Raw genomic sequence first — 18,410 nt, 5'->3', positions numbered from 1 at the left:
ACCTCCAGTGTTGCCAGCACCGCCCTCGCCCGGGACACCCTGGCCCATCCCCCACTCAACGCCTTCCAGCCAGACCGAACCGGAGGCGCCCGTAGCCCAGCGCCGGTACGACCTGGCCGCACTTATCGACCTGGCCGAAACACTGAACCCCGAAACGCGCGAGGCGTGGAACAAGGCACGGGCCGCCGCTGCGGCGGCAGGTGTGGCCCGAAGCAGCTATCTCCCCCAACTCGCCATCGAGGCCCTTGCCGGTGCACAACGCACCCCGCTTGCCGCACCTTCGAATCTGGTGCCCAAGGGTTATTTCGTCTCCGACACGCGGGAATTCATCCCCACGCTCACAGCCAAGTGGTTGCTGTTCGATTTCGGACGACGCGACGCGGCTTTCGATCGGGCCAACGCCATGACCTTCGTGGCCAACGTCGCTTTCACCGGTGCCCATCAAAAACTCGTCTATACCGTAAGCCACGACTATTTCGCCCTTGGCGCTGCCATGGGCAAGCTTCGCGCGGCCCGGGAAGGCCTTGAGACAGCGCAGATCGACAACACGGCGGTGAGTGAGCGCCATCGCCGCGGCGTAGCTACGTCTGTTGACCAGGCGCGATCCGACCGGCAGCTGGCACAGTCCCGCTTTGCGCTGGTACGAGCCGAAGGTACCACCGAGGTGGCGCGCTTTACCCTGATAGCGGACGTCGGGCTGCCGCCGGGCACGACGCTGGACATAGCCGATAGCGCCCAAGACGCGCTACCCATGCCTCCGGTCTCGACGGTTGATACCTATGTAGCCCAGGCACTGGCCCAGCGACCGGACGTCATCGCCGCCCAGGGCAAGATCGATGCGGCCGAGGCCGAAGTGCGGGCGGCGAAGGCGGAATTTCGACCGACGATCGCCGCTCTGGGCAGCGCGTTCGAAAATGACGGGCGCCTGCGCTCGGACGGTGGCCCCTGGTCCTCGGTCCACCGGCCCGGTGGCGCGGTATTCCTGCAGCTGAGCTGGACCATCTTCGATGGCGGTGCGCGGCGCTCAAAGCTCGCCCTTGCCATGGCCGAGCGCGATGCCGCCATCGACACCTACCACGGCGCGCGGGATGCCGCGGGCAAACAGGTGGTCGAAGCTTTCAGCGCACTCAGGACCGCACTGGCGGCCACCGCCGCCTCCGCTGAAGTGACACGAGCAGCCACGATAGCCCACGACGCCGCACTGGATGCGTTTCGACATGGCCTTGCCACGTTCGACGACCTGGCGACGGAAGCCAATGCATTAAGCCAGGCACACGCGGATGAGGAAGACGCACGCGCCAATGCGCTGACGGCGGCCGCGGCATTGGCCCTGGCCACGGGAGGCACACGCCAATGACCAAGAAAAACTATCCGGAGACGCTCAAGGAGTTGGCTGTCGCACGAGTGGTCCACGGTCGCGAACGTGTCGCCCTGGTTTGCAGGGACCTTGATATCAAAGCCGGCAGCCTGTACCTGTGGCTGCGCAAGCACGACATAACGAACGTTCCACGTTCAACCATCCATCTACCGGAACCGACTAACGGCTAACCTGCCTTTCGTCAGGTTTCGCTGAATAGTTGATCGTGGAGTCAGCGTTTACAGACGACGTCACGCGCAGCCCGGTCCCCTGGCAAACGTCGACATGGGACAAGGTAGCGTGGCGGCCGCCCTGAAAGTCGATAGCGACGTCCCTCAAGCAGGGACCGGCGGCGATGTGAATGGCGGTGGAGGTCAATCCGCCTTGCAGTGGGCCGCCCAGGGAGGCGTCGGCAAATTGCCCGCTGCTTGCAGGTGCCAGGGCAACGGAAAGCATGCTGTCCGAGGTGGCATTGACCAGCGTGAAAATCCGGGCCCGCGACAGAGACGGCGGCTCCGCCGCATGGACGGACATGTCGCCCAAAACCGCCAGGGCGGCCACGGCAACGGAAGCGACAGCGACGATACGGTAAGCGTGCATGGCGATACTCCGGACGGGGGCGTCGCGGGCATCAGGCAGGAATGGCCGAGCCTGGCGCCACACATTCGGGACGAATCGTCGTGGCACGAGGGCCAATCGTAGAATTCCGGCCCTATTTTGGCTGCCACAATAACTGCGCCTAAGATGAGCCAAACCCCACATGGGCGCCCGCCATGAAAGTTCGCCTGGGATCGATCGAAATCGGACTGGCACGTTACCTTGCCATCTGGACGGCCGTTGTCCTGCTGTTCGCGGTGCAGAAGTACCTGCAGGATCAATTGGACGGTCACAGCTGGTCCGCCATCACCTATCTGCGATGGTCGATGATCCAGTGGTACACCTGGGCCGCCCTGGCACCATTGGTATTCGATCTTGCCGTGAGGTTTCCCCTGGAAGTTCCAGTGGACTACCGGAAACTCGTCATACAACTGGTCGCGAGCTTCGCCATCACCGCACTGGCCCTGGTGATCGGCGCCCTGGTCTCCACGCCGTTCGAGCCCAGTTCGTTCGGCGAACAGGTCAACCAGTTCAGTCGGCACATTTTACGGGACGTGCTGACGTATTGGGCCCTGTTCGCGATTCAACAGGCAGCCCAGCTTCATGCGGAGAAAACGCGGCGCGAGGTCGAAGCAAGCCGCCTGGTGGCGGAACTGGCGCAATCGCGGCTGCAGGCGCTGAGGTCGCAAATGCAACCTCATTTCCTGTTCAATACTCTGCACGCCATCGCCACCCTGCTTAAAGAGGATGCAATCACCGCCGAGGACATGTTGCTCCGCCTGAGTGACCTCCTGCGCGCCTTCCTTGATGACCAGGAAGGCCAGGAGATCAGCCTTCGGCGTGAACTGGTGCTGCTTGATCTTTACATGGGTATCCAGCAGATGCGCTTCAAAGACCGCTTGTCCACGCGCGTCTATGTCCAGCCGGACACCCTCGATTGCGCCGTGCCCAGCCTGATCCTGCAACCCATCGTCGAGAACGCGATCCGCCATGGCATCAGCCAGCGGTTGGGCGCCGACTGCGTGGAAATTGAAGCCAGGCGGGAAGGAAGCACGTTACGCATCGAAGTGCGCAACCGGAACAGCACCCTCGAGCCTGGCCAGGCATCCAGCGACGCAGCCCCCGGACATGGCATCGGCCTGAAGAACACCGAGCTTCGGCTACGGGAATTGTATGGCGATGCCGCAGCGGTTCGGCTGGACATGATCTGGCCCGAAGGCGTGGTCTGCCGCATCGATCTGCCCTATCGCGAGCTGGAGGAACTGGACGACGCGCCGGAGGTGATGTCGGCATGACCATCAGCGCCCTGATCGTGGATGACGAGCCGGTAGCGCGCCGCGCCATCGTCCGGCTACTGCGCGACGATCCCGACATGGCGGTGCTGGGCGAATGCGGCGATGGCGCATCGGCCGTGCGGGCCATTCGTGATCAGTCGCCAGATCTGGTCTTCCTGGATATCCAGATGCCGGCCATCAACGGTATCGACGTGGTGGCAACGATCGGCGCATCACGCATGCCGACCACCGTGTTCGTGACCGCCTTCGAGCAATACGCCGTACGCGCCTTCGAGGCCAATGCGGTGGATTACCTGGTCAAGCCATTCAGCCGCGACCGCTTTGCCGAGGCCTTGCGGCGGGTCAAGGCCCGGGTTGCCGTGCATGGCGACAACTCAGGCATCCAGAAGGTGCTCGACGCCCTGAGGCGCCGTACTGATTATCTTGAACGTGTGCCGGTGCGGAACGACGACCACATCATCTTCGTCGACGTGGCCGATATCGTCTGGATCAAGGCCACCCGCAATACCGTGCAGGTTCACCTGGTCGATCGCGCCTACGATATGCGCGAGACCTTGACGGGCCTGGCCGAGCGACTGGACCCGCGCCATTTTGCCCGCATCCATCGCTCGGCCATCATCAACGTTCGCCGCGTGCAGACCATCCAGCCCTGGTTCAACGGCCATCACGTGGTCACCATGGATACCGGCCAGAAACTCCGCATGAGCCGCTACCAGCACGAAGCGTTTCTTCGGCTGGTATCGGCGCGTGGCGAGCGTTAGGTCGTTTCCCCACCCGCACTGTCGTCATCGGCATCGCGATCGCGGTTCTGGGTCGAACGCTTCGCTTTGGCGATAAAACGCTGGCGGATGCGTTCGAGTTCCTTTTGATCGAGTTCTTCCAGGTCCAGCAACGCATCATTGGCTTCTTTCACCACGCAGATAAGCTCATCGAGCTTGATCTGCATCGACTCGGTATCCCGGTTCTGGCTGTTCTGGATCAGGAAGACCATCAGGAACGTGATAATCGTGGTGCCGGTGTTGATCACCAGCTGCCAGGTATCGCCGAACTTGAAGGCGGGCCCTGAAGCCGCCCAGATCACCACCACGGCAACGGCGGCGATGAAAGTCGCCGGATGGCCAGCCGCCGAAGACACCGACTTGGCGATCCTGGTGAATGCGCCCGTATTCTTGCCGATGTTGGGCATACAGCTCTCCGGTGGGGATGAAGGCATTAGTTAGGCTGGGGAAGCGTGAACGCATTGCAAAGGCCGGTCGCGCAGCCGAAGGCACGGGTCCGGCCAGTCCTTTGCCGCGCTTATCTCCACCGCACCCATGGACGCCACGGAGCTAATATGTGACGGCATCGGGAGTAGGCCATGGCATCAGTAGTGTCGGTCAATGTCGGATTGCCCCGGGATGTCCCGTGGCAGGGCAAGGTGGTCCGGACCGCCGTATTCAAGCAACCGGTTTCCGGCCGCGTCATGGTGCACACCCTCAATATCGATGGTGACGGACAGGCCGACAAGGCCGGTCACGGCGGCCCAAACCGGGCGGTGATGGTCTACCAGATTCAGTCCTACCGGTACTGGGAGGCCTTCCTCAAGCGCCCACCCCTGGAGCTTGGACAATTTGGCGAAAACCTGACGATCGACGGACTTCCGGATGCCGAGGTGTTCATCGGCGACCGCTATCGCATCGGCAATGCCGAGTTCGAAGTCACCCAGCCGCGCGTGACGTGCTACCGGGTTGGCCTGCGGATGAACCATCCGCAGATGCCGTCGCTCCTGGTGTCCCACCATCGTCCGGGGTTTTACTTCCGCGTCCTTAAGGAAGGCGACATTGGCGCAGGTGATCTGATCGAAAAAATCGGCGAAGGTCCGGAGCGGTTTTCGGTTGCCGACATCGATGCGCTCTTATATTTGCCCGGTCACGACGTTCCCACCCTTGAACGTGCATTGCGCATCCCGGCACTCAGCCAGGGATGGCAGTCGTCGTTCGAAGACATGCTCGCCGCTTCCCGAAAACCCGGAGCAGCTGCCCATCGTCCGGCCTGGGCCGGCTTTCGCCGCATGCGCGTGCGGAGCGTCTTGCCTGAGAGCCGCCAGGTGCGTTCGTTTGTCTTCGAATCGGCCGATGGCTCGTCCCTGCCTCCACCGCTTCCTGGCCAGTTCGTGGTGGTGCGCTTGAAGCGCGAAGGTGGGCTACCGCCCCTGCTCCGGAACTACTCTATTTCTGCCTATCTCGATAACAAGGCGTACCGCATCAGCGTCAAACGGGATGCCGGCGAAGGCAGCCAGTACCTGCACGACCATGTCGACGCCGGCTCCTTCGTAGAGCTAAGCGCCCCGCGCTGGGAATTCACCCTTGATGACGACGCTCTCCCGGTCGTTTTTCTCAGTGCCGGCATCGGCATCACACCGCTGCTTGCCATGCTCCGAAGCATTGCGGCGACATCGACCCGGCGTGCAGTGTGGTGGGCGCACGGGGCGCGCGACGGTGTCGACCATACGTTCAGGGACGAAGCCCACACCCTCCTTGCACACCTTCCTCAAAGCCGGAGCCTGGTGCTCTACAGCCGGCCAACGGAAACAGATGCACTAGGTTTGCAGTATGACCAGCCAGGGCGGTTGACGATCGCCGCCGTGCAGGCGATGGGCGCGCCGAAAGACGCGCACTTCTATCTTTGCGGGCCGAAGGCTTTCATGGACCAGCTTCAAGCTGATCTCAAAGCCTGGGGTGTCACTGACCCCCACATCCACGTCGAGGCCTTTGGCAGCGGGCCTGCCTTGACACCGGGGCTATCGCTACCCATCCGACCGGTGCATCCACCGGAGGGAGAAGTGGGAGCCGGCCCCCTGGTTACGTTTTCCCGGAGTGGACTGACCGTGCCATGGGACGCACGCTTCGGCTCGCTGCTTGAACTGGCCGAAGCGTGCGATGTACCTGTCCGCTGGTCGTGCCGCTCGGGGGTATGCCACAACTGCGAGTGTGCCTTGCTCGACGGCAATCTCAGCTACGAACCCAACCCCCTCGAGCCACCCGGGGAAGGCGACGCGCTTATCTGCTGCTCCGTGCCCGGGAGCGCAGTGTCACTGGATCTTTAGCGTCAAGGCCCATCTGGGCAAGTAACCCACTCAGGTGCGGAGCGTCTCAAAGAGAAACCACGAGCGCTTCTCGGCCTGGTCGATCCAGTTCTCCAACAGGCTCGTGGTTGCCACGTCGTTCTCCTCCGCGCTCACTTCATGCGTGGCGCGCATTTCGGCAATCAGCTGGACATTGTCCTGACGCAGCTCCGCAAGCATGCCCTCGGGCGTGACGAAGTCGGCGTCGTTGTCCTCGATGCGCTGCAGGCGGGAAATCTGGCCGATCGAGCGAACGGTGGTGCCGCCTACCTTGCGCACGCGTTCTGCGATGTCATCGGTCATCGCCAGCAGTTCACCTGAATGGCCATCGAGCAATTCGTGCCATTCCCGGAAATGCGGGCCTGACATGTGCCAGTGGAAATTCTTGGTTTTCAGGTACAGGGCGAACACATCGGCCAGCAATGCATTGAGGGCGCCGGAGATATCCCGGGTTGCCTCGGGGCCGAGGTCGGTCGGGGTTTTCAGGGGCGCCTTGCGGCGCTTGATGGCCTCCGCCTTGTCTTTGGGTTTCAGAACTTTGTTTTTGGCTTTCATGCGGGAAGCTCCGGGCGGGTGACCCCTTCAAGCATACGCCTGCCTGGGGCACATGGGGTCACTCGATCGGGTGATGGCGTGGCGATGCATGCGCCACACCGCGCCGGGCGAGGTCATCCATCCTCACCGGGGAATTCCACCGTCTCAACCATCTCTTCGGCGTGGGCATCCACCGGATCTGCTCCTGCCGGTGGCGCACCGAAGCGCGTCTGGATCCGTGCACCGGATGACAGTGTGATATCCACCGGGCAGCGGTCGGCTATTTCCATCACCCGTGCGCGCTGCTCGTCGGTGATATCCCCCTCGAAACAAACCGTGCGGGAAAAAAGATCCGGCCTCGGCTGGACAATGTCCTTGACGTGCCCCACCGCGGTGCGGATGTGGGTGATGGGCAAACCCTTTTTCCGCGCATAAAGGCGGACGGTCATCGTGGTGCAGGCGGCAAGGCCTGCGCAGACCAGGTCATACGGCGTGGGGCCTGAGCCGAGCCCTCCCACACTCACCGGCTCATCGGCGAGAAAACGGATGCCGCCTGCGCGCATGGCCAACTGGAAGAGCCCTGCCCCTGTCTCTTCAGCCAGCACGTCGCCATCCTGGCCCAGGGCACGTGTTTCGGCCACCGGTTCGAGATAGCGCGAAGCCCAGGCGGTGAGCACCGTCGCTATATAGGTGGTCTGTGAGCGGTCCTTAAGATAATGATCCGCGCCATCAAGCGCGACGAAGCTCTTGGGATACCGGGCAGCGGCAAAGATTTCCTCACCCTGTGAAATAGCCACATGGGGGTCGTCCGGGGCGTGCATCACCAGCAAGGGGCACGCCAGTCCATTCACGGCCTTGTGGAAAGGTGCGTTGATGGAAGCCACGGCGCGTACCGAACCGATGGCGCCCGTCGCCGCGATCACGGCAGCACCACCGAGGCTATGGCCGACCAGCAGGGTGGGCGCCATGCCGGCTTTGGTCATCGCCTCGGCGGCGCAGATGACATCCTGCACGTCACCTTCCACACCGCCGGCGAAGGGCGCGCCTTCGCTGGCGCCAACACCGGCAAAGTCGAATCGCAACGTCCCGATTCCCGCACGGGCCAGGGCCCGGGTGATGTACACCCCCGCCAGGCTGTCCTTGCTGCAGGCGAAGCAGTGCGCGAAAACGGCCCAGCCACGCACGGGTTCGTCCGGGCGTTCAAGCTTTCCCGCCAGGCGCTCGCCTTTGAGGTTGGTAAAGGAAAAGTCCTGGTGGGACATCGTTGGCTCCTCGCCAGCAGGTTGAGCATTGTGGTATTTGAACGGGCCATCACGTCGCTTGGGGAGGAAGTAGGCACCACCCTCCTCACACGCACTACCCGTATGGTGCTCCTCATCGAGGCCGGCAGTGAATACCTGGCCACGCGGGAAATTATTCCCCACCTACCGGATTTCCTGCGGCAGCATCCCCAGCTTCGGGCGGATGTGCAAATGGAAGAGCCGTACACTCGTTATCCCACCGCCCATCCCATGGTGAAGCCATGAACGACATCCCCTATCGCAGCGCGCTCATCATCGGTGCCGGGCCGGGCATCAGCGGTTCCCTGACCCGGCTCCTGAGAACGGCCGGCATTCCGGTGGCGATCGCCGCCAGGCACATAGACAAACTGACGCCTCTGGTTGAAGAGACAGGTGCGATCGCACTGGCGGCTGATGCGTCAGACGCAAGCCAGGTTGAGAGGCTCTTTGCCGAAACGGATGCAAGGATCGGCGCTCCGGAACTGGTGATCTACAACGCCAGCGGCCGCGTTCGCGGTCCCATCGTGGAGCTGGATCCCACGGAGGTTGAGCAGGCTGTCGCCGTATCGGCACTCGGCGCCTTCTATGCGGTACAGCAGGCAGCCAAACGCATGCTGCCGGCCGGCAAAGGTGCGATTCTGCTGACGGGCGCTACCGCGGGCATCAAAGGCTTTGCCCTCTCTGCCCCTTTTGCCATGGGCAAGTTCGCGTTACGAGGCCTGGCACAGAGTGCTGCGCGCGAGTTGGCGCCGAAGGGGATCCATGTGGCGCATATCGTTATTGATGGCGTTGTGCGTGGCGAACGCGCCGACCCATCAGACAGCACGCTCGATCCGGATGCGATTGCACAGTCGTATATCGACTTGCTGCGCCAGCACCGTAGCGCATGGTCATGGGAGCTGGAGGTCCGGCCTTGGGTGGAGAAGTTCTAAGTTCGGGTGAATAGCTCAATGCGTCGGACAATCCACCACCTTGTCCACATCCATGCCAAGCCATACCCGCGAAACGGCAATATCCGCACTATCGCCTCCCTCGAGTACCACCGGCTGCATCACCTTCGCCATGTTCGTTCCGGCGACGCGAAAACATTTAAGCGGGATACCGATCCTTGCCCACGTATCGGGTGGAACCGAGGCAAGCGTCGGCGCAAGGTTAACCATGCCTTCGCAACCCAGGCCACAGTTCATGCCGATCCGAAGCGAGCTGCTGGATGGTTTCGCGCGTACCCAAAGGGCAAGCATCACATCGCCATTGACCTCGCGTTCCAGGTCCAGGGCCTTGCCAGACTCAAGCACGAACCGGGCATGGGCTTGTGTCCACCGCAAGCGACGTGCGTCCTCCTGTGCCTTGAAATCCACCGATGCGATGGAAACGGCGCCATCGTCCGAATGCGTCGGCGCGACACGGGCGGGCACCCGCTTACCGTTCGCACCGACGAGATAGTCCTGCATGCCGGCGACCGCCTTGCCCCGGTCGAAAAACAAGCCGGGCTGCACCAGCTGCCCCTTCACCCCAGAGTTCTCTGAGAGCACGCCCAGGTCATGCGCGGTGGCATAGGTAAGGCCGTAGCCAAAGGCAAAGAGAGGGTCGTACCCGGCCTGGCCAAGATTCAGCGGCGTCTGCGTTGCTGTCCGAGGCCATGAGTAAGCGAGCCGGCCCCGGAAGTCGTGCGCTATCTGGCCATGCGCGTCGCGGAGCAACACATCGGCCACGCCCTCACCTTCGCTGCCCGGCAACCACGCGGCGACAAAAGCATCGGACGCATTGAGCTCCCGGTTGACCCAGAGCGGACGTCCGCTCAGGAATACAGCGACCACGGGGATATGCCTGGCATGCAGGGCGCGAAGGAGTTCCAGGTCGTGGTCATCGCCCGGCCGGTAGGCCAGGTTGGGAATATCGCCCTGGAACTCGGCATAGGGCTCTTCACCGAAGACCACCACGGCAACGTCCGGTTTCTCCGAGAAGGTTCCGTCGGTCGACAGCACGGCCGTGCCACCGGCCTTGTCCACCTGCGCCTTGATGCCGGCCCATATCGACTGCGCACCGGGAAAATCGGCGTTGGTCAGGCCGACGCCCTGCCAGTTGAGCGTCCATCCTCCGCTCTGGCGGGAGATGCTGTCGGCCGCATCACCGGTAACGAGAATCCGGGACCGGGGATTGAGCGGCAGCAAGCCACCATTGTTCTTGAGCAGCACCAAAGATTCACGTACCGCCTGGCGTGCCAGGTCCCGGTGCGCCGGGCTTCCCACGATGCTTGAAGCCTGGCGCGCTGCCGGCTGCGCCGAAGGCAGGCCGGCATCGAGCAAGCCGCTTCGGACTTTCACGGTAAGAATGCGGCGAACGGCGTCGTCCAGGCGCTGCGTGGTGATCTGGCCTGCCTTGACTTCCCGGACGGTGTTTTCAACCAGCCCGCGCCAGCTGTCCGGCGCCATCAGCATGTCCACACCGGCATTGATCGCGGCCGCACAGTCGTCATTGCTGCAACCCGGGACCTGCCCGTGTCCGTTCCAGTCGCCGACGACAAAGCCGCCGAAGTCCATCCGGCCCTTGAGCACGTCGGTAAGCAAGGCTTTGTTGCCGTGCATCTTCACCCCGTTCCACGCCGAGAACGAGGCCATCACCGTTTGCACCCCCGCCGCCACTGCCGGCGGGTAGCCCGCGCCATGAATGGTGCGAAGGTCCGCCTCGCTGATGTCGGCGCTACCCTGGTCCTTGCCGTTGGTGGTGCCTCCGTCTCCAAGGAAATGCTTGGCGGTGGCCACGGCGTGCATAGTGTCGAGGAAGGCAGGTGTGCCTACCTTGCCCTGGAGGCCTTCGACCATGGCCTTCGAGTAGGCAGCCACGATCGATGGATCCTCGCTGTAACCCTCATAGCTGCGCCCCCAGCGGTCATCACGCACGACGGCAAGCGTCGGTGCAAAGGTCCAGCTGATGCCGGTGGCCCGCACCTCAGCGGCAGTCGCCGCGCCGATTTTTTCCATCAGCGCAGGATCACGCATGGCACCCAGGGCGGAATTCTGCGGAAACAGCGTGGCGCCCACTGCATTGTTGTGACCATGTACGGCGTCAATGCCGAAGAGCACCGGAATGCCCTGCCCGCCTGCGCTCTTGTCGGTTGAGGCACGCCAGAACGCATCGGCTGCCGCCTGCCACTGTGCAACGCCAGCCTTCGGCAGGCCGCCAGGCTTGGAGTTGCCGCCAGCCAGCACCGATCCCAGGTGGTAGCGACGCACGTCGTCGGGAGTGACTGAGTTGAGATCGGCCTGGACCATCTGACCGACCTTTTCTTCCACGCTCATGCGGTCCATCAACGCCTGCACGCGCGAAGCGATCTTTGCATCCTGCGGTAACGGCCATTGCACGGCGGGCCATTGTTCCGGGTGGACAGTGGTGTCGGCCGAACTAACCGGCTGACTGAGCAGGCCCGAAGCCACGATCACGCCGATGGCAAAAGCAAGTTTCATGAAGAAATCCCAGGTGAATTCTAAGGAAGCGGCGCGGTCGACTCGCGGATACACATTGAGTAGGGCGCGCGTATCAGTGCGCCGCGACCTTCGCGGATGCGCGCGAAGAGCTGCATGCACGCAATGCGTCCAAGGTCCTGGCACGGCTGGTGGATGGTCGTCAGCGGCGGCCAGATCTGGCGGGAAAGCGGGGTGTCATCAAACCCGCTGACAGACAGTTCACCCGGCACATCAATGCCTGCCTTGTTGGCCGCCCAGATGACGCCAGCTGCCATGTCGTCGTTGGCGGCAAAGATGGCGGTGGGCGGATCGGTAAGCTTGAAAAGCTTCACAGCCCCGGCGACGCCTGAGTCGAACAGGAAAGTGCCCCGCGCAAGAAGCGATGCATTGAACTTAAGCCCGGCAGCCTTCAGACCTAGCTTGTAGCCTTCCAGGCGCCAGTCTGCCGCACCGTGATCGGCTGGCCCCATGATGTGGCCAATGCGCCTGTGGCCGAGGGATGCAAGATAGGTCACCATTTCGCAGGAAGCCGCTACCTCGTCCATATCCGCACCCGCCCCTTTCCTGCTCCGGGGAGATACGCAGGCGTAAGGCACCTTGGCCCGGTCCAGCCGCTTGAGAAGAGGCAGGTGGTCGGCAATGGGCGGCGTAAGCACCAGGCCATCCAGGCGCCGTTCGGATATCAATGCCTCGACTCTTTCGACGAACTGCGCACTGGTAGAGTCCATCGGACGCATGACCATGCCGTAGTGGTTGGCATCACAGGCCTGCAGCACACCGTTCTGGACCTGCATGGTGTAGTTGGGCGATGCATTGTCATACAGCATGGCCACCAGGAACGACCGGTTGGCCGCCAGGCTTCGTGCCGAGGGATTGGGCCGATAGTCCAGATCCTTCACTGCCCGCAGAACCCGCTCTCGGGTGTCTTCCTGGACGTAAGCTTCCTTGTTGAGCACGCGGGACGCGGTCTTGGGTGAGACGCCAGCGAGCCTTGCCACATCCTCCAGACGGGGAGGCCTACGTTGTTCCGTCGCTGCTGTGCCCTTGCTCATTACCACCCTTTTACCTCAAGTACGGCTGCCGCTCGCATGCGAATTTGCCACTAGTCTAGGCGATGACCTTCCCGGCAGCACGGTCGATCGGCCAGCCAAAAGACGGCGCCCCCTTTCGAGGGCGCCGGCGCACCTTGGGAGGGGAACGCGAAACTAGAACCAGACGCCGAAGTTGACCCCGTACGTCCGGGGCGGAAGGTATTCCGATACGTACGTGAACGAGCCATCGGGCAGTGCGAAGCGGGCGGCATTGGTGCGCACTTTTCCATCCGTGACGTTCTGCACGAACACCCCGGCGTACCAGCGGTCCTTCGGTTCTGAATAGCGCAACGAGACATCTCCTCGCCCGTAGGCACGCTGCTCGTCGCCGGCGCCCAGGTTATACACGCTCAGCTCCTGCCGCGACTGATACTGCGCGCTCACCCGTGGCGTCAGGCGACCGCCATTGGACAGATGGAAGTCGTGCTCGTAGATGGCGGTAAGCGAGGCGCCGGGTGCATGCGGCAACGTGTTGCCCGTGATGTCGATGCAGTTGGAGATACCCGATTGCGGGGAGCAGGCCGGAAGGCCCTGGTAGTCATTGCTGCCCGCGTACTTGAGTGTGCCGAGCTTCTTCTTGGGAATGGCCGAGAACACCAGGTTCGCCCGGTCGTCCTGGGTCTGGAAGGCCAGTTCGGACTCAAGGCCCATGACCTTGGTCGATCCCTGTACGTTGGAAAAACCAAGCCCGCGGTTGCCGTTGGGGTAAGTAATGGGCGCCGAAAGCTGGAAATTCTTGAAGTTCTCGTAGTAAGCCGCGGTGTTCCAGGTCAGGTGGCCGTCCCAGAAGGCGAACTTGCTGCCCACTTCATAGTTGGTCAGGGTTTCTGCCTTGTACAGCGCGCCTGCATCCTGGGTACCGCCGGACTTATAGCCCGTCGATACACTGGCATAGACCAGGCCGTGCTCGCTCACATCGGCATCAAGCCGGGTGAGCCAGGTCACCTTGTGGTTGGAGTATTTCGCATCGTTTACCGTGGACACCGCGAAACCGTTCGCGGCACTGGGTTCGACATCCGGCGAAATCGGCGACTGCGGCACGGTCGGGTCATAGTTCCACCCCCAGCCACGGCCACCGTCGTTACGCTTTTCATCGTCCGACCAGCGCAGGCCACCGGTCAGGCGCAGGCCGTCGGTGATGTGCCAGGTCGCCTGGCCGAAGACAGCCTTGGATTGCACCGTCTCTTCCGGCTGAAGGAAAGCGCCCTGCCAGTTCACGGTGCCCTGCTGGGTGCCGTTGAGAATGGGAATGTCAAAACGGATGTTGTTGTCTTCGGCGGAGTAATACAGGCCGAGGATCCAGTCCAGGGTTTGCTCACCAGTGGATTTCAGGTCGATCTCGTGGCTGTAGTTCTCGTAGTTGGAATAGTTCGTGCGGTCCTCCTGGAAGACACCGCCGGTGGTAAAGCTCGTGGGCAACACCGCACCGTTGTCCTGGTCGAAGTCACTCTTGCCCGAATACCGGTTGTAGCCGGCGATGTAGCTCAGCTGCATCGAGTCGGTGAGGGTCCAGTCCATGCGGCTGCGGACGGTGGATGAATCACGCTTTTCGTAAGGCGCCGTGTCCATCAACGCGGACCAGAAATCCTGACCGTCGCGGGGGTGCTGCATCAGGCTCATGTTGGGCGTGCCACGGTCCTTGAAGTACTCGTAGGACACATTCCACTGGAACGCATCGGACGGCTGCCAGAGCGCGCTGATGCGCGCGGCAGACTGATCCTGCGCGTTGTATTTATCGCCACCAGTGATGTAGTTGTGCGTGTTGATGGGCTGGAAGGCTGCAGGGTTGCCACCACCGGCGAGGTAGGTCGCCTGTTGCTGGGCCACCGAGGGCAGCTGCGAGGACGGGTTCTGGTAGTCAACGTAGCCGTCGTGCTCCTGGTGGGCTACGGCTACGCGGAACGCCAAAGTGTCGCTCACAGGCAGATTCACCGCCGCGCGCGTTCCAAGCATGCTGTAGTTGCCCGCCTCGATCGACGCGTTGCCGTAGAAACTGCCGAGCTCGGGTTTTGCCGTCTGGAAGCTCACCACACCCGCGGTTGAATTACGCCCCCAGAGAGTACCCTGCGGTCCGCGCAGCACTTCAACGCCGTCCATGTCCAGCAGCAAGCCCGCAGCCGCCTCGGGCCGCGGCGAGTACACGCCGTCGACGAACGTCGCCACTTCAGGGTCGGCGTACTCGGTCTTGGCACTGTCGTTGCCAATGCCACGCATGGTCAAGGTAATGACACCATGATCGCCCTGCGTGGTGGCCTGGAAACCGGGTACCAGTTTGGTCAGGTCCTGCACCGTCATCACCCGCTCTTTGTCGAGCGCATCAGGCGTGATGGCGGTCACGGCCACCGGTGTCTTCTGCAGCGGCGTCTCGCGTTTGGTGGCGCTCACCTGGACGGCGTCAAGTTGCTTGATGTCTTTCTTCGAGGCGCCCGTGTCAGTGGCAGCGTCCTGGGCAGCCGCCTGCATTGCTGATGTGGCGAGTACCGCAGCGACCGCCATGTACAAAGCCGAATAACGCAATTTCATAGATTGTTTCCCCTCCGCCCACGAAATATGCCCCGTCGCCAGCAACCCCCTGCCGGCCCTATGGCATGCTAGGACAGCGCTGTCAGAAAATGGCATGACAGCGCTGTCATGGGACGATGCTAGTCGCGTTTCCTACAAGAAGCTTGTCGCATTGCAACAAATATCCGGGGTACTGATCCATGGCATACATCAAGCACATCCTCGTGGTCGGCGGCGGCACCGCGGGTTGGCTTACCGCGTGCTACCTGGCGCGAACCCTCAATTCAACCGATGCGCGGGCGGTGCAAGTCACCCTGGTTGAGTCCCCGTCCATCGGCATCCTCGGCGTGGGTGAGGCAACCTTTCCATCGATCCGCAGCATGCTTTCCGCCATTGGCATGGACGAGCGCACGTTCCTTGTCGGAGCCGACGCTACCTACAAGCAAGGCATCCGCTTTGAACACTGGGTCAGGCCACCCGGCGCACCGGGACCTGGACACTACTTTCATCCCTTCAGCGCGCCCAGTACCGGGGCCTCCCGCATCGAATTGCTGCCTTACTGGCTGCTCGGCCACGCACCAACCGGCCAGTCATTTGCCTCGGCTGTCACGATGCAAGACTACGTGGCGGGCCATGACCGGGCGCCCAAGCATGAACGCGACCCGGACTGGCAAGGTCCTCTGAACCACGCCTTCCACTTTGACGCTGTCAGGTTCGCCGCCGTCCTTGCCGCGCATGGAAAAAAACTCGGTGTCCGTCAGCTTGAAGCGACGGTCAGTGGCGTGCGGCTTGCTGAAAACGGCGACATTGCCGCCGTGCTTACGCCAGAAGCGGGAGCACTCTCGGCGGACCTTTATATCGACTGCACAGGGCAAAAGGGCGTTCTCGTTGGAGGGGCCCTCGGCTCGGCATTCCTGGACCGCTCAGACGTCCTGTTTGTCGACCGCGCGGTTGCGCTACAGGTGCCCTACCCCGCGCCTGACGCGCCCATCCGTCCGTACACCGTCTCCCATGCTGCGCAGGCCGGATGGATCTGGGATATCGGCCTGCAGCAGCGGAGGGGCACCGGCTACGTGTACTCATCTGCGCACACCAGCGATGACCAGGCCGAGGCCGTCCTGCGCACCTATCTTGGCGTACACGGCCAGGAACATTCAGCAAGGCTGCTGAAGTTCAAGAGTGGTTACCGTCCACGGCCCTGGGTCAGGAATTGTGTCGCCATCGGGCTTGCCGGCGGCTTCCTGGAACCGCTTGAGTCAACCGGCATTGCCCTGATTGAGCTTTCCGCCTACCTCGTTGCCCACCTGCTGCCCGGCGACCCGGACGACATGGTACGCACCGCACACGTCTTCAACCATGCGCTCAGCGAACGCTATGAACGCATCATCGATTTTCTCAAGATGCACTACTGCCTCTCCCAACGGGAAGACTCTGCATTCTGGCAAGACAACCGCAACCCTGAGACCATCCCGGAGACACTCCGAAACAAACTCGCCAGCTGGCGGCATCGTCCCCCTCACCGGCTAGACTTTGTCGCCGACCATGAGATGTTCCTGCCGGCAAGCTGGCAGTACATCCTCTACGGCATGGAATACAGGACAACCATCGACGCTTCACTCTATTTGCGTATGGAAGACGCCAGGCGCGAGTTTGCCAATATCGCCTCCGCCGCAGTACTCGCTTCGCGTGACTTGCCCGGGCACCGTGCACTGGTCGAGCGTATGGCTAAGATCCCTTCATCGCTGCGTGGCTTCGTTTGAACTGATCACGCACGGCCTTGACCGACGAAGCGCTTACTTCGCAGGCCTTGGCGATAGGTTCCCAACCAGCGACGGCGTCCTGCACCTCTTCGATGATTTGCGTCGCCGAGGTTACTTCCAGGCCATAAGCTTCGGCCAGTCGGAGCAAATCCGTATGCGCAGGCTCGGCAGCGGCGCTTCCGGCGTAGGTCATCGTATGGTAGCCATTCTGGCCGCCCGTTAAGGTCAAATCGTAGGCCGGTGTTGGCCGCCATTCCCCATTTTGATCCAGGATAAAGGCAAAGTTCTTGACGTGATCGTCGCGGACGCCCATGACGGCATTGAACACCGCCCGGCGATAGCCCTGGGCGAGGTGGTCGGCATGCATGGCGAGCCTTCTCATCACCTGCGCAACCATCGCGTAATCGAAATCAATGGCATCCCTGTGTGACTGATGGGTCAAGCCGCCCAGGGTGTGGCAAAGCACTCGGCTGCCTGGCGGGCGATCATAGCGACGGGTAGCAAACCCTATCCTCTTACCAACCATCATGAGCTTGGTATCCTCGACCTCGATGCTCGCCATCCGGGCCAGATCCATGTACATCTGCTCAAGATTGGGGGCGTCACGCGTTTCGTCTACGCCGGCGAACTTGATCAGCCAGGCGTCCCAACCAGGCACGGTTTTTCCCTGACTTACGCGCGCGCTTGCGCCTGTCGAGTCGAGGTCCACCATCAGCTTGGGACGTGCGCCCTGGTGCGAACTTCCCGCCATCAACAGTTCCATGGAGACCTCGTCCAGATGTCCCTCAATCGCCTCGTCAATCTGCTGACCCAGATCTGCAAGGGAGAGGGTTACGGATTGGCTATCACCCATGAGGGCATGGCCAAGGGCGAATAGGCGCGTGCCCCCTGCAGGGCTTCCGGAGTCCACTCGAATAGCGCTTTCCCGGTGGCAACGGTGTAAGCCAGCCGACCTATGTGGACCGGTAATGGGCCATCATCCGCAAAAACATCCAGCCGATGAATCGGATGGGCTAGCCACGCGCGCCAATCAGTCAAGGCTTCACACGCGCACGAATTGCCGTGCCCGCGCTCCGTTGCCCCAATGCCTCAAAACGATCGAAGGCTTCCATGCTCGGGAAATGAGGTTGCTCCAAAACCTTTAGAACATCCACTCCGTGTTCAAGCGCCGAAAGCACCCGCAAAAAGTTGTCTGATGAAATCGAGCGGCCATTCTCCATTGCATGGATAGTCTGCACCGACACGCCAGCGCGTGATGCCAACTCCGACTGTCGCCATCCAAAAGCGACCCGTTGCCGACGGACTCGTGCGCCCACCTCCTCTGCCAAATCCTCCGTGGCAACCCGGCGAGGAGTCTGAAAAATGGGCGGATCACTTATATTTTTCATACACTTAGCATACATCCATCCATAAACTATGTAAAGACA

Annotated in this window: 16 protein-coding genes; 7 read left to right on the top strand and 9 right to left on the bottom strand. The window is 62.1% G+C overall.

The annotated features are described in order from the left end of the window. The first annotated feature begins 7 nt into the window (after nt 1-7). Nucleotides 8-1,357 (top strand): TolC family protein, encoded by a 1,350-nt coding sequence (locus VGM61_RS04815; protein ID WP_331521599.1) that lies wholly within the window; start codon nt 8-10, stop codon nt 1,355-1,357. Beyond that, on the top strand, nt 1,354-1,548 hold the full coding sequence (locus VGM61_RS04810; protein WP_331521598.1) for a transposase: 195 nt from the start codon (nt 1,354-1,356) through the stop codon (nt 1,546-1,548). Before VGM61_RS04815 ends, VGM61_RS04810 begins: the two co-directional genes overlap by 4 nt. Here the strand turns inward: VGM61_RS04810 and VGM61_RS04805 are convergent. Next, nucleotides 1,538-1,957: a hypothetical protein gene (locus VGM61_RS04805; RefSeq protein WP_331521597.1), complete on the bottom strand. Its 420-nt coding sequence runs from the start codon at nt 1,955-1,957 to the stop codon at nt 1,538-1,540. The two genes, VGM61_RS04810 and VGM61_RS04805, sit on opposite strands and share 11 nt — an antisense overlap. A 173-nt stretch (nt 1,958-2,130) precedes the next feature. Here VGM61_RS04805 and VGM61_RS04800 point away from each other — a divergent pair, with 173 nt between their 5' ends. Together VGM61_RS04800 and VGM61_RS04795 are read left to right on the top strand one after the other, a co-directional pair. Continuing rightward, complete coding sequence (locus VGM61_RS04800) at nt 2,131-3,249, top strand: sensor histidine kinase (RefSeq protein WP_331521596.1); 1,119 nt, start codon at nt 2,131-2,133, stop codon at nt 3,247-3,249. Next, on the top strand, nt 3,246-4,010 hold the full coding sequence (locus tag VGM61_RS04795; RefSeq protein WP_331521595.1) for a LytTR family DNA-binding domain-containing protein: 765 nt from the start codon (nt 3,246-3,248) through the stop codon (nt 4,008-4,010). Before VGM61_RS04800 ends, VGM61_RS04795 begins: the two co-directional genes overlap by 4 nt. On the opposite strand, the gene VGM61_RS04790 is transcribed toward VGM61_RS04795, so the two are convergent. Then, nucleotides 4,007-4,435 (bottom strand): low affinity iron permease family protein, encoded by a 429-nt coding sequence (locus tag VGM61_RS04790; RefSeq protein WP_331521594.1) that lies wholly within the window; start codon nt 4,433-4,435, stop codon nt 4,007-4,009. The genes VGM61_RS04795 and VGM61_RS04790 overlap by 4 nt on opposite strands. A gap of 171 nt (nt 4,436-4,606) precedes the next feature. Between VGM61_RS04790 and VGM61_RS04785 the strand changes: the two genes are divergently transcribed. Next, nucleotides 4,607-6,334, top strand: coding sequence for an MOSC and FAD-binding oxidoreductase domain-containing protein (locus tag VGM61_RS04785; RefSeq protein ID WP_331521593.1), 1,728 nt, complete (start codon nt 4,607-4,609; stop codon nt 6,332-6,334). A gap of 30 nt (nt 6,335-6,364) precedes the next feature. On the opposite strand, the gene VGM61_RS04780 is transcribed toward VGM61_RS04785, so the two are convergent. Both VGM61_RS04780 and VGM61_RS04775 read right to left on the bottom strand, forming a co-directional pair. Then, a complete protein-coding gene (locus tag VGM61_RS04780; RefSeq protein ID WP_331521592.1) occupies nt 6,365-6,907 on the bottom strand; it encodes a DNA starvation/stationary phase protection protein in 543 nt (180 codons plus the stop codon). 113 nt (nt 6,908-7,020) lie between these two features. Then, nucleotides 7,021-8,148, bottom strand: a complete 1,128-nt coding sequence (locus VGM61_RS04775; RefSeq protein WP_331521591.1) for an alpha/beta fold hydrolase — start codon at nt 8,146-8,148, stop codon at nt 7,021-7,023. A 260-nt stretch (nt 8,149-8,408) separates the two neighbouring features. Between VGM61_RS04775 and VGM61_RS04770 the strand changes: the two genes are divergently transcribed. Then, nucleotides 8,409-9,098, top strand: coding sequence for an SDR family NAD(P)-dependent oxidoreductase (locus VGM61_RS04770; protein WP_331521590.1), 690 nt, complete (start codon nt 8,409-8,411; stop codon nt 9,096-9,098). Nucleotides 9,099-9,113: 15 nt separating this feature from the next. Here VGM61_RS04770 and VGM61_RS04765 read toward each other — a convergent pair whose 3' ends face one another. The 3 genes from VGM61_RS04765 to VGM61_RS04755 all read right to left on the bottom strand — a co-directional run bounded on the left by VGM61_RS04765 (nt 9,114) and on the right by VGM61_RS04755 (nt 15,244). After that, complete coding sequence (locus VGM61_RS04765) at nt 9,114-11,630, bottom strand: glycoside hydrolase family 3 protein (protein ID WP_331521589.1); 2,517 nt, start codon at nt 11,628-11,630, stop codon at nt 9,114-9,116. A gap of 20 nt (nt 11,631-11,650) precedes the next feature. Beyond that, complete coding sequence (locus VGM61_RS04760; RefSeq protein WP_331521588.1) at nt 11,651-12,682, bottom strand: LacI family DNA-binding transcriptional regulator; 1,032 nt, start codon at nt 12,680-12,682, stop codon at nt 11,651-11,653. A 153-nt stretch (nt 12,683-12,835) separates the two neighbouring features. Then, entirely contained in the window at nt 12,836-15,244 is a 2,409-nt protein-coding gene (locus tag VGM61_RS04755; protein WP_331521587.1) for a TonB-dependent receptor, read from the bottom strand. Between the two features lie 179 nt (nt 15,245-15,423). On the opposite strand from VGM61_RS04755, the gene VGM61_RS04750 reads away from it, so the two are divergent. After that, nucleotides 15,424-16,983, top strand: a complete 1,560-nt coding sequence (locus VGM61_RS04750) for a tryptophan halogenase family protein (RefSeq protein WP_331521586.1) — start codon at nt 15,424-15,426, stop codon at nt 16,981-16,983. Here the strand turns inward: VGM61_RS04750 and VGM61_RS04745 are convergent. Continuing rightward, nucleotides 16,949-17,836 (bottom strand): HipA domain-containing protein, encoded by an 888-nt coding sequence (locus VGM61_RS04745; protein ID WP_331521585.1) that lies wholly within the window; start codon nt 17,834-17,836, stop codon nt 16,949-16,951. The genes VGM61_RS04750 and VGM61_RS04745 overlap by 35 nt on opposite strands. Nucleotides 17,837-18,017: 181 nt before the next feature. After that, the coding region (locus VGM61_RS04740) for a helix-turn-helix transcriptional regulator (protein WP_331521584.1) at nt 18,018-18,410 on the bottom strand (393 nt) is incomplete at its 5' end.

This window comes from Pinirhizobacter sp., assembly GCF_036499745.1.
GTDB lineage: Bacteria > Pseudomonadota > Gammaproteobacteria > Xanthomonadales > Rhodanobacteraceae > Pinirhizobacter.
This window is presented reverse-complemented; position numbering and strand designations above follow the sequence as displayed.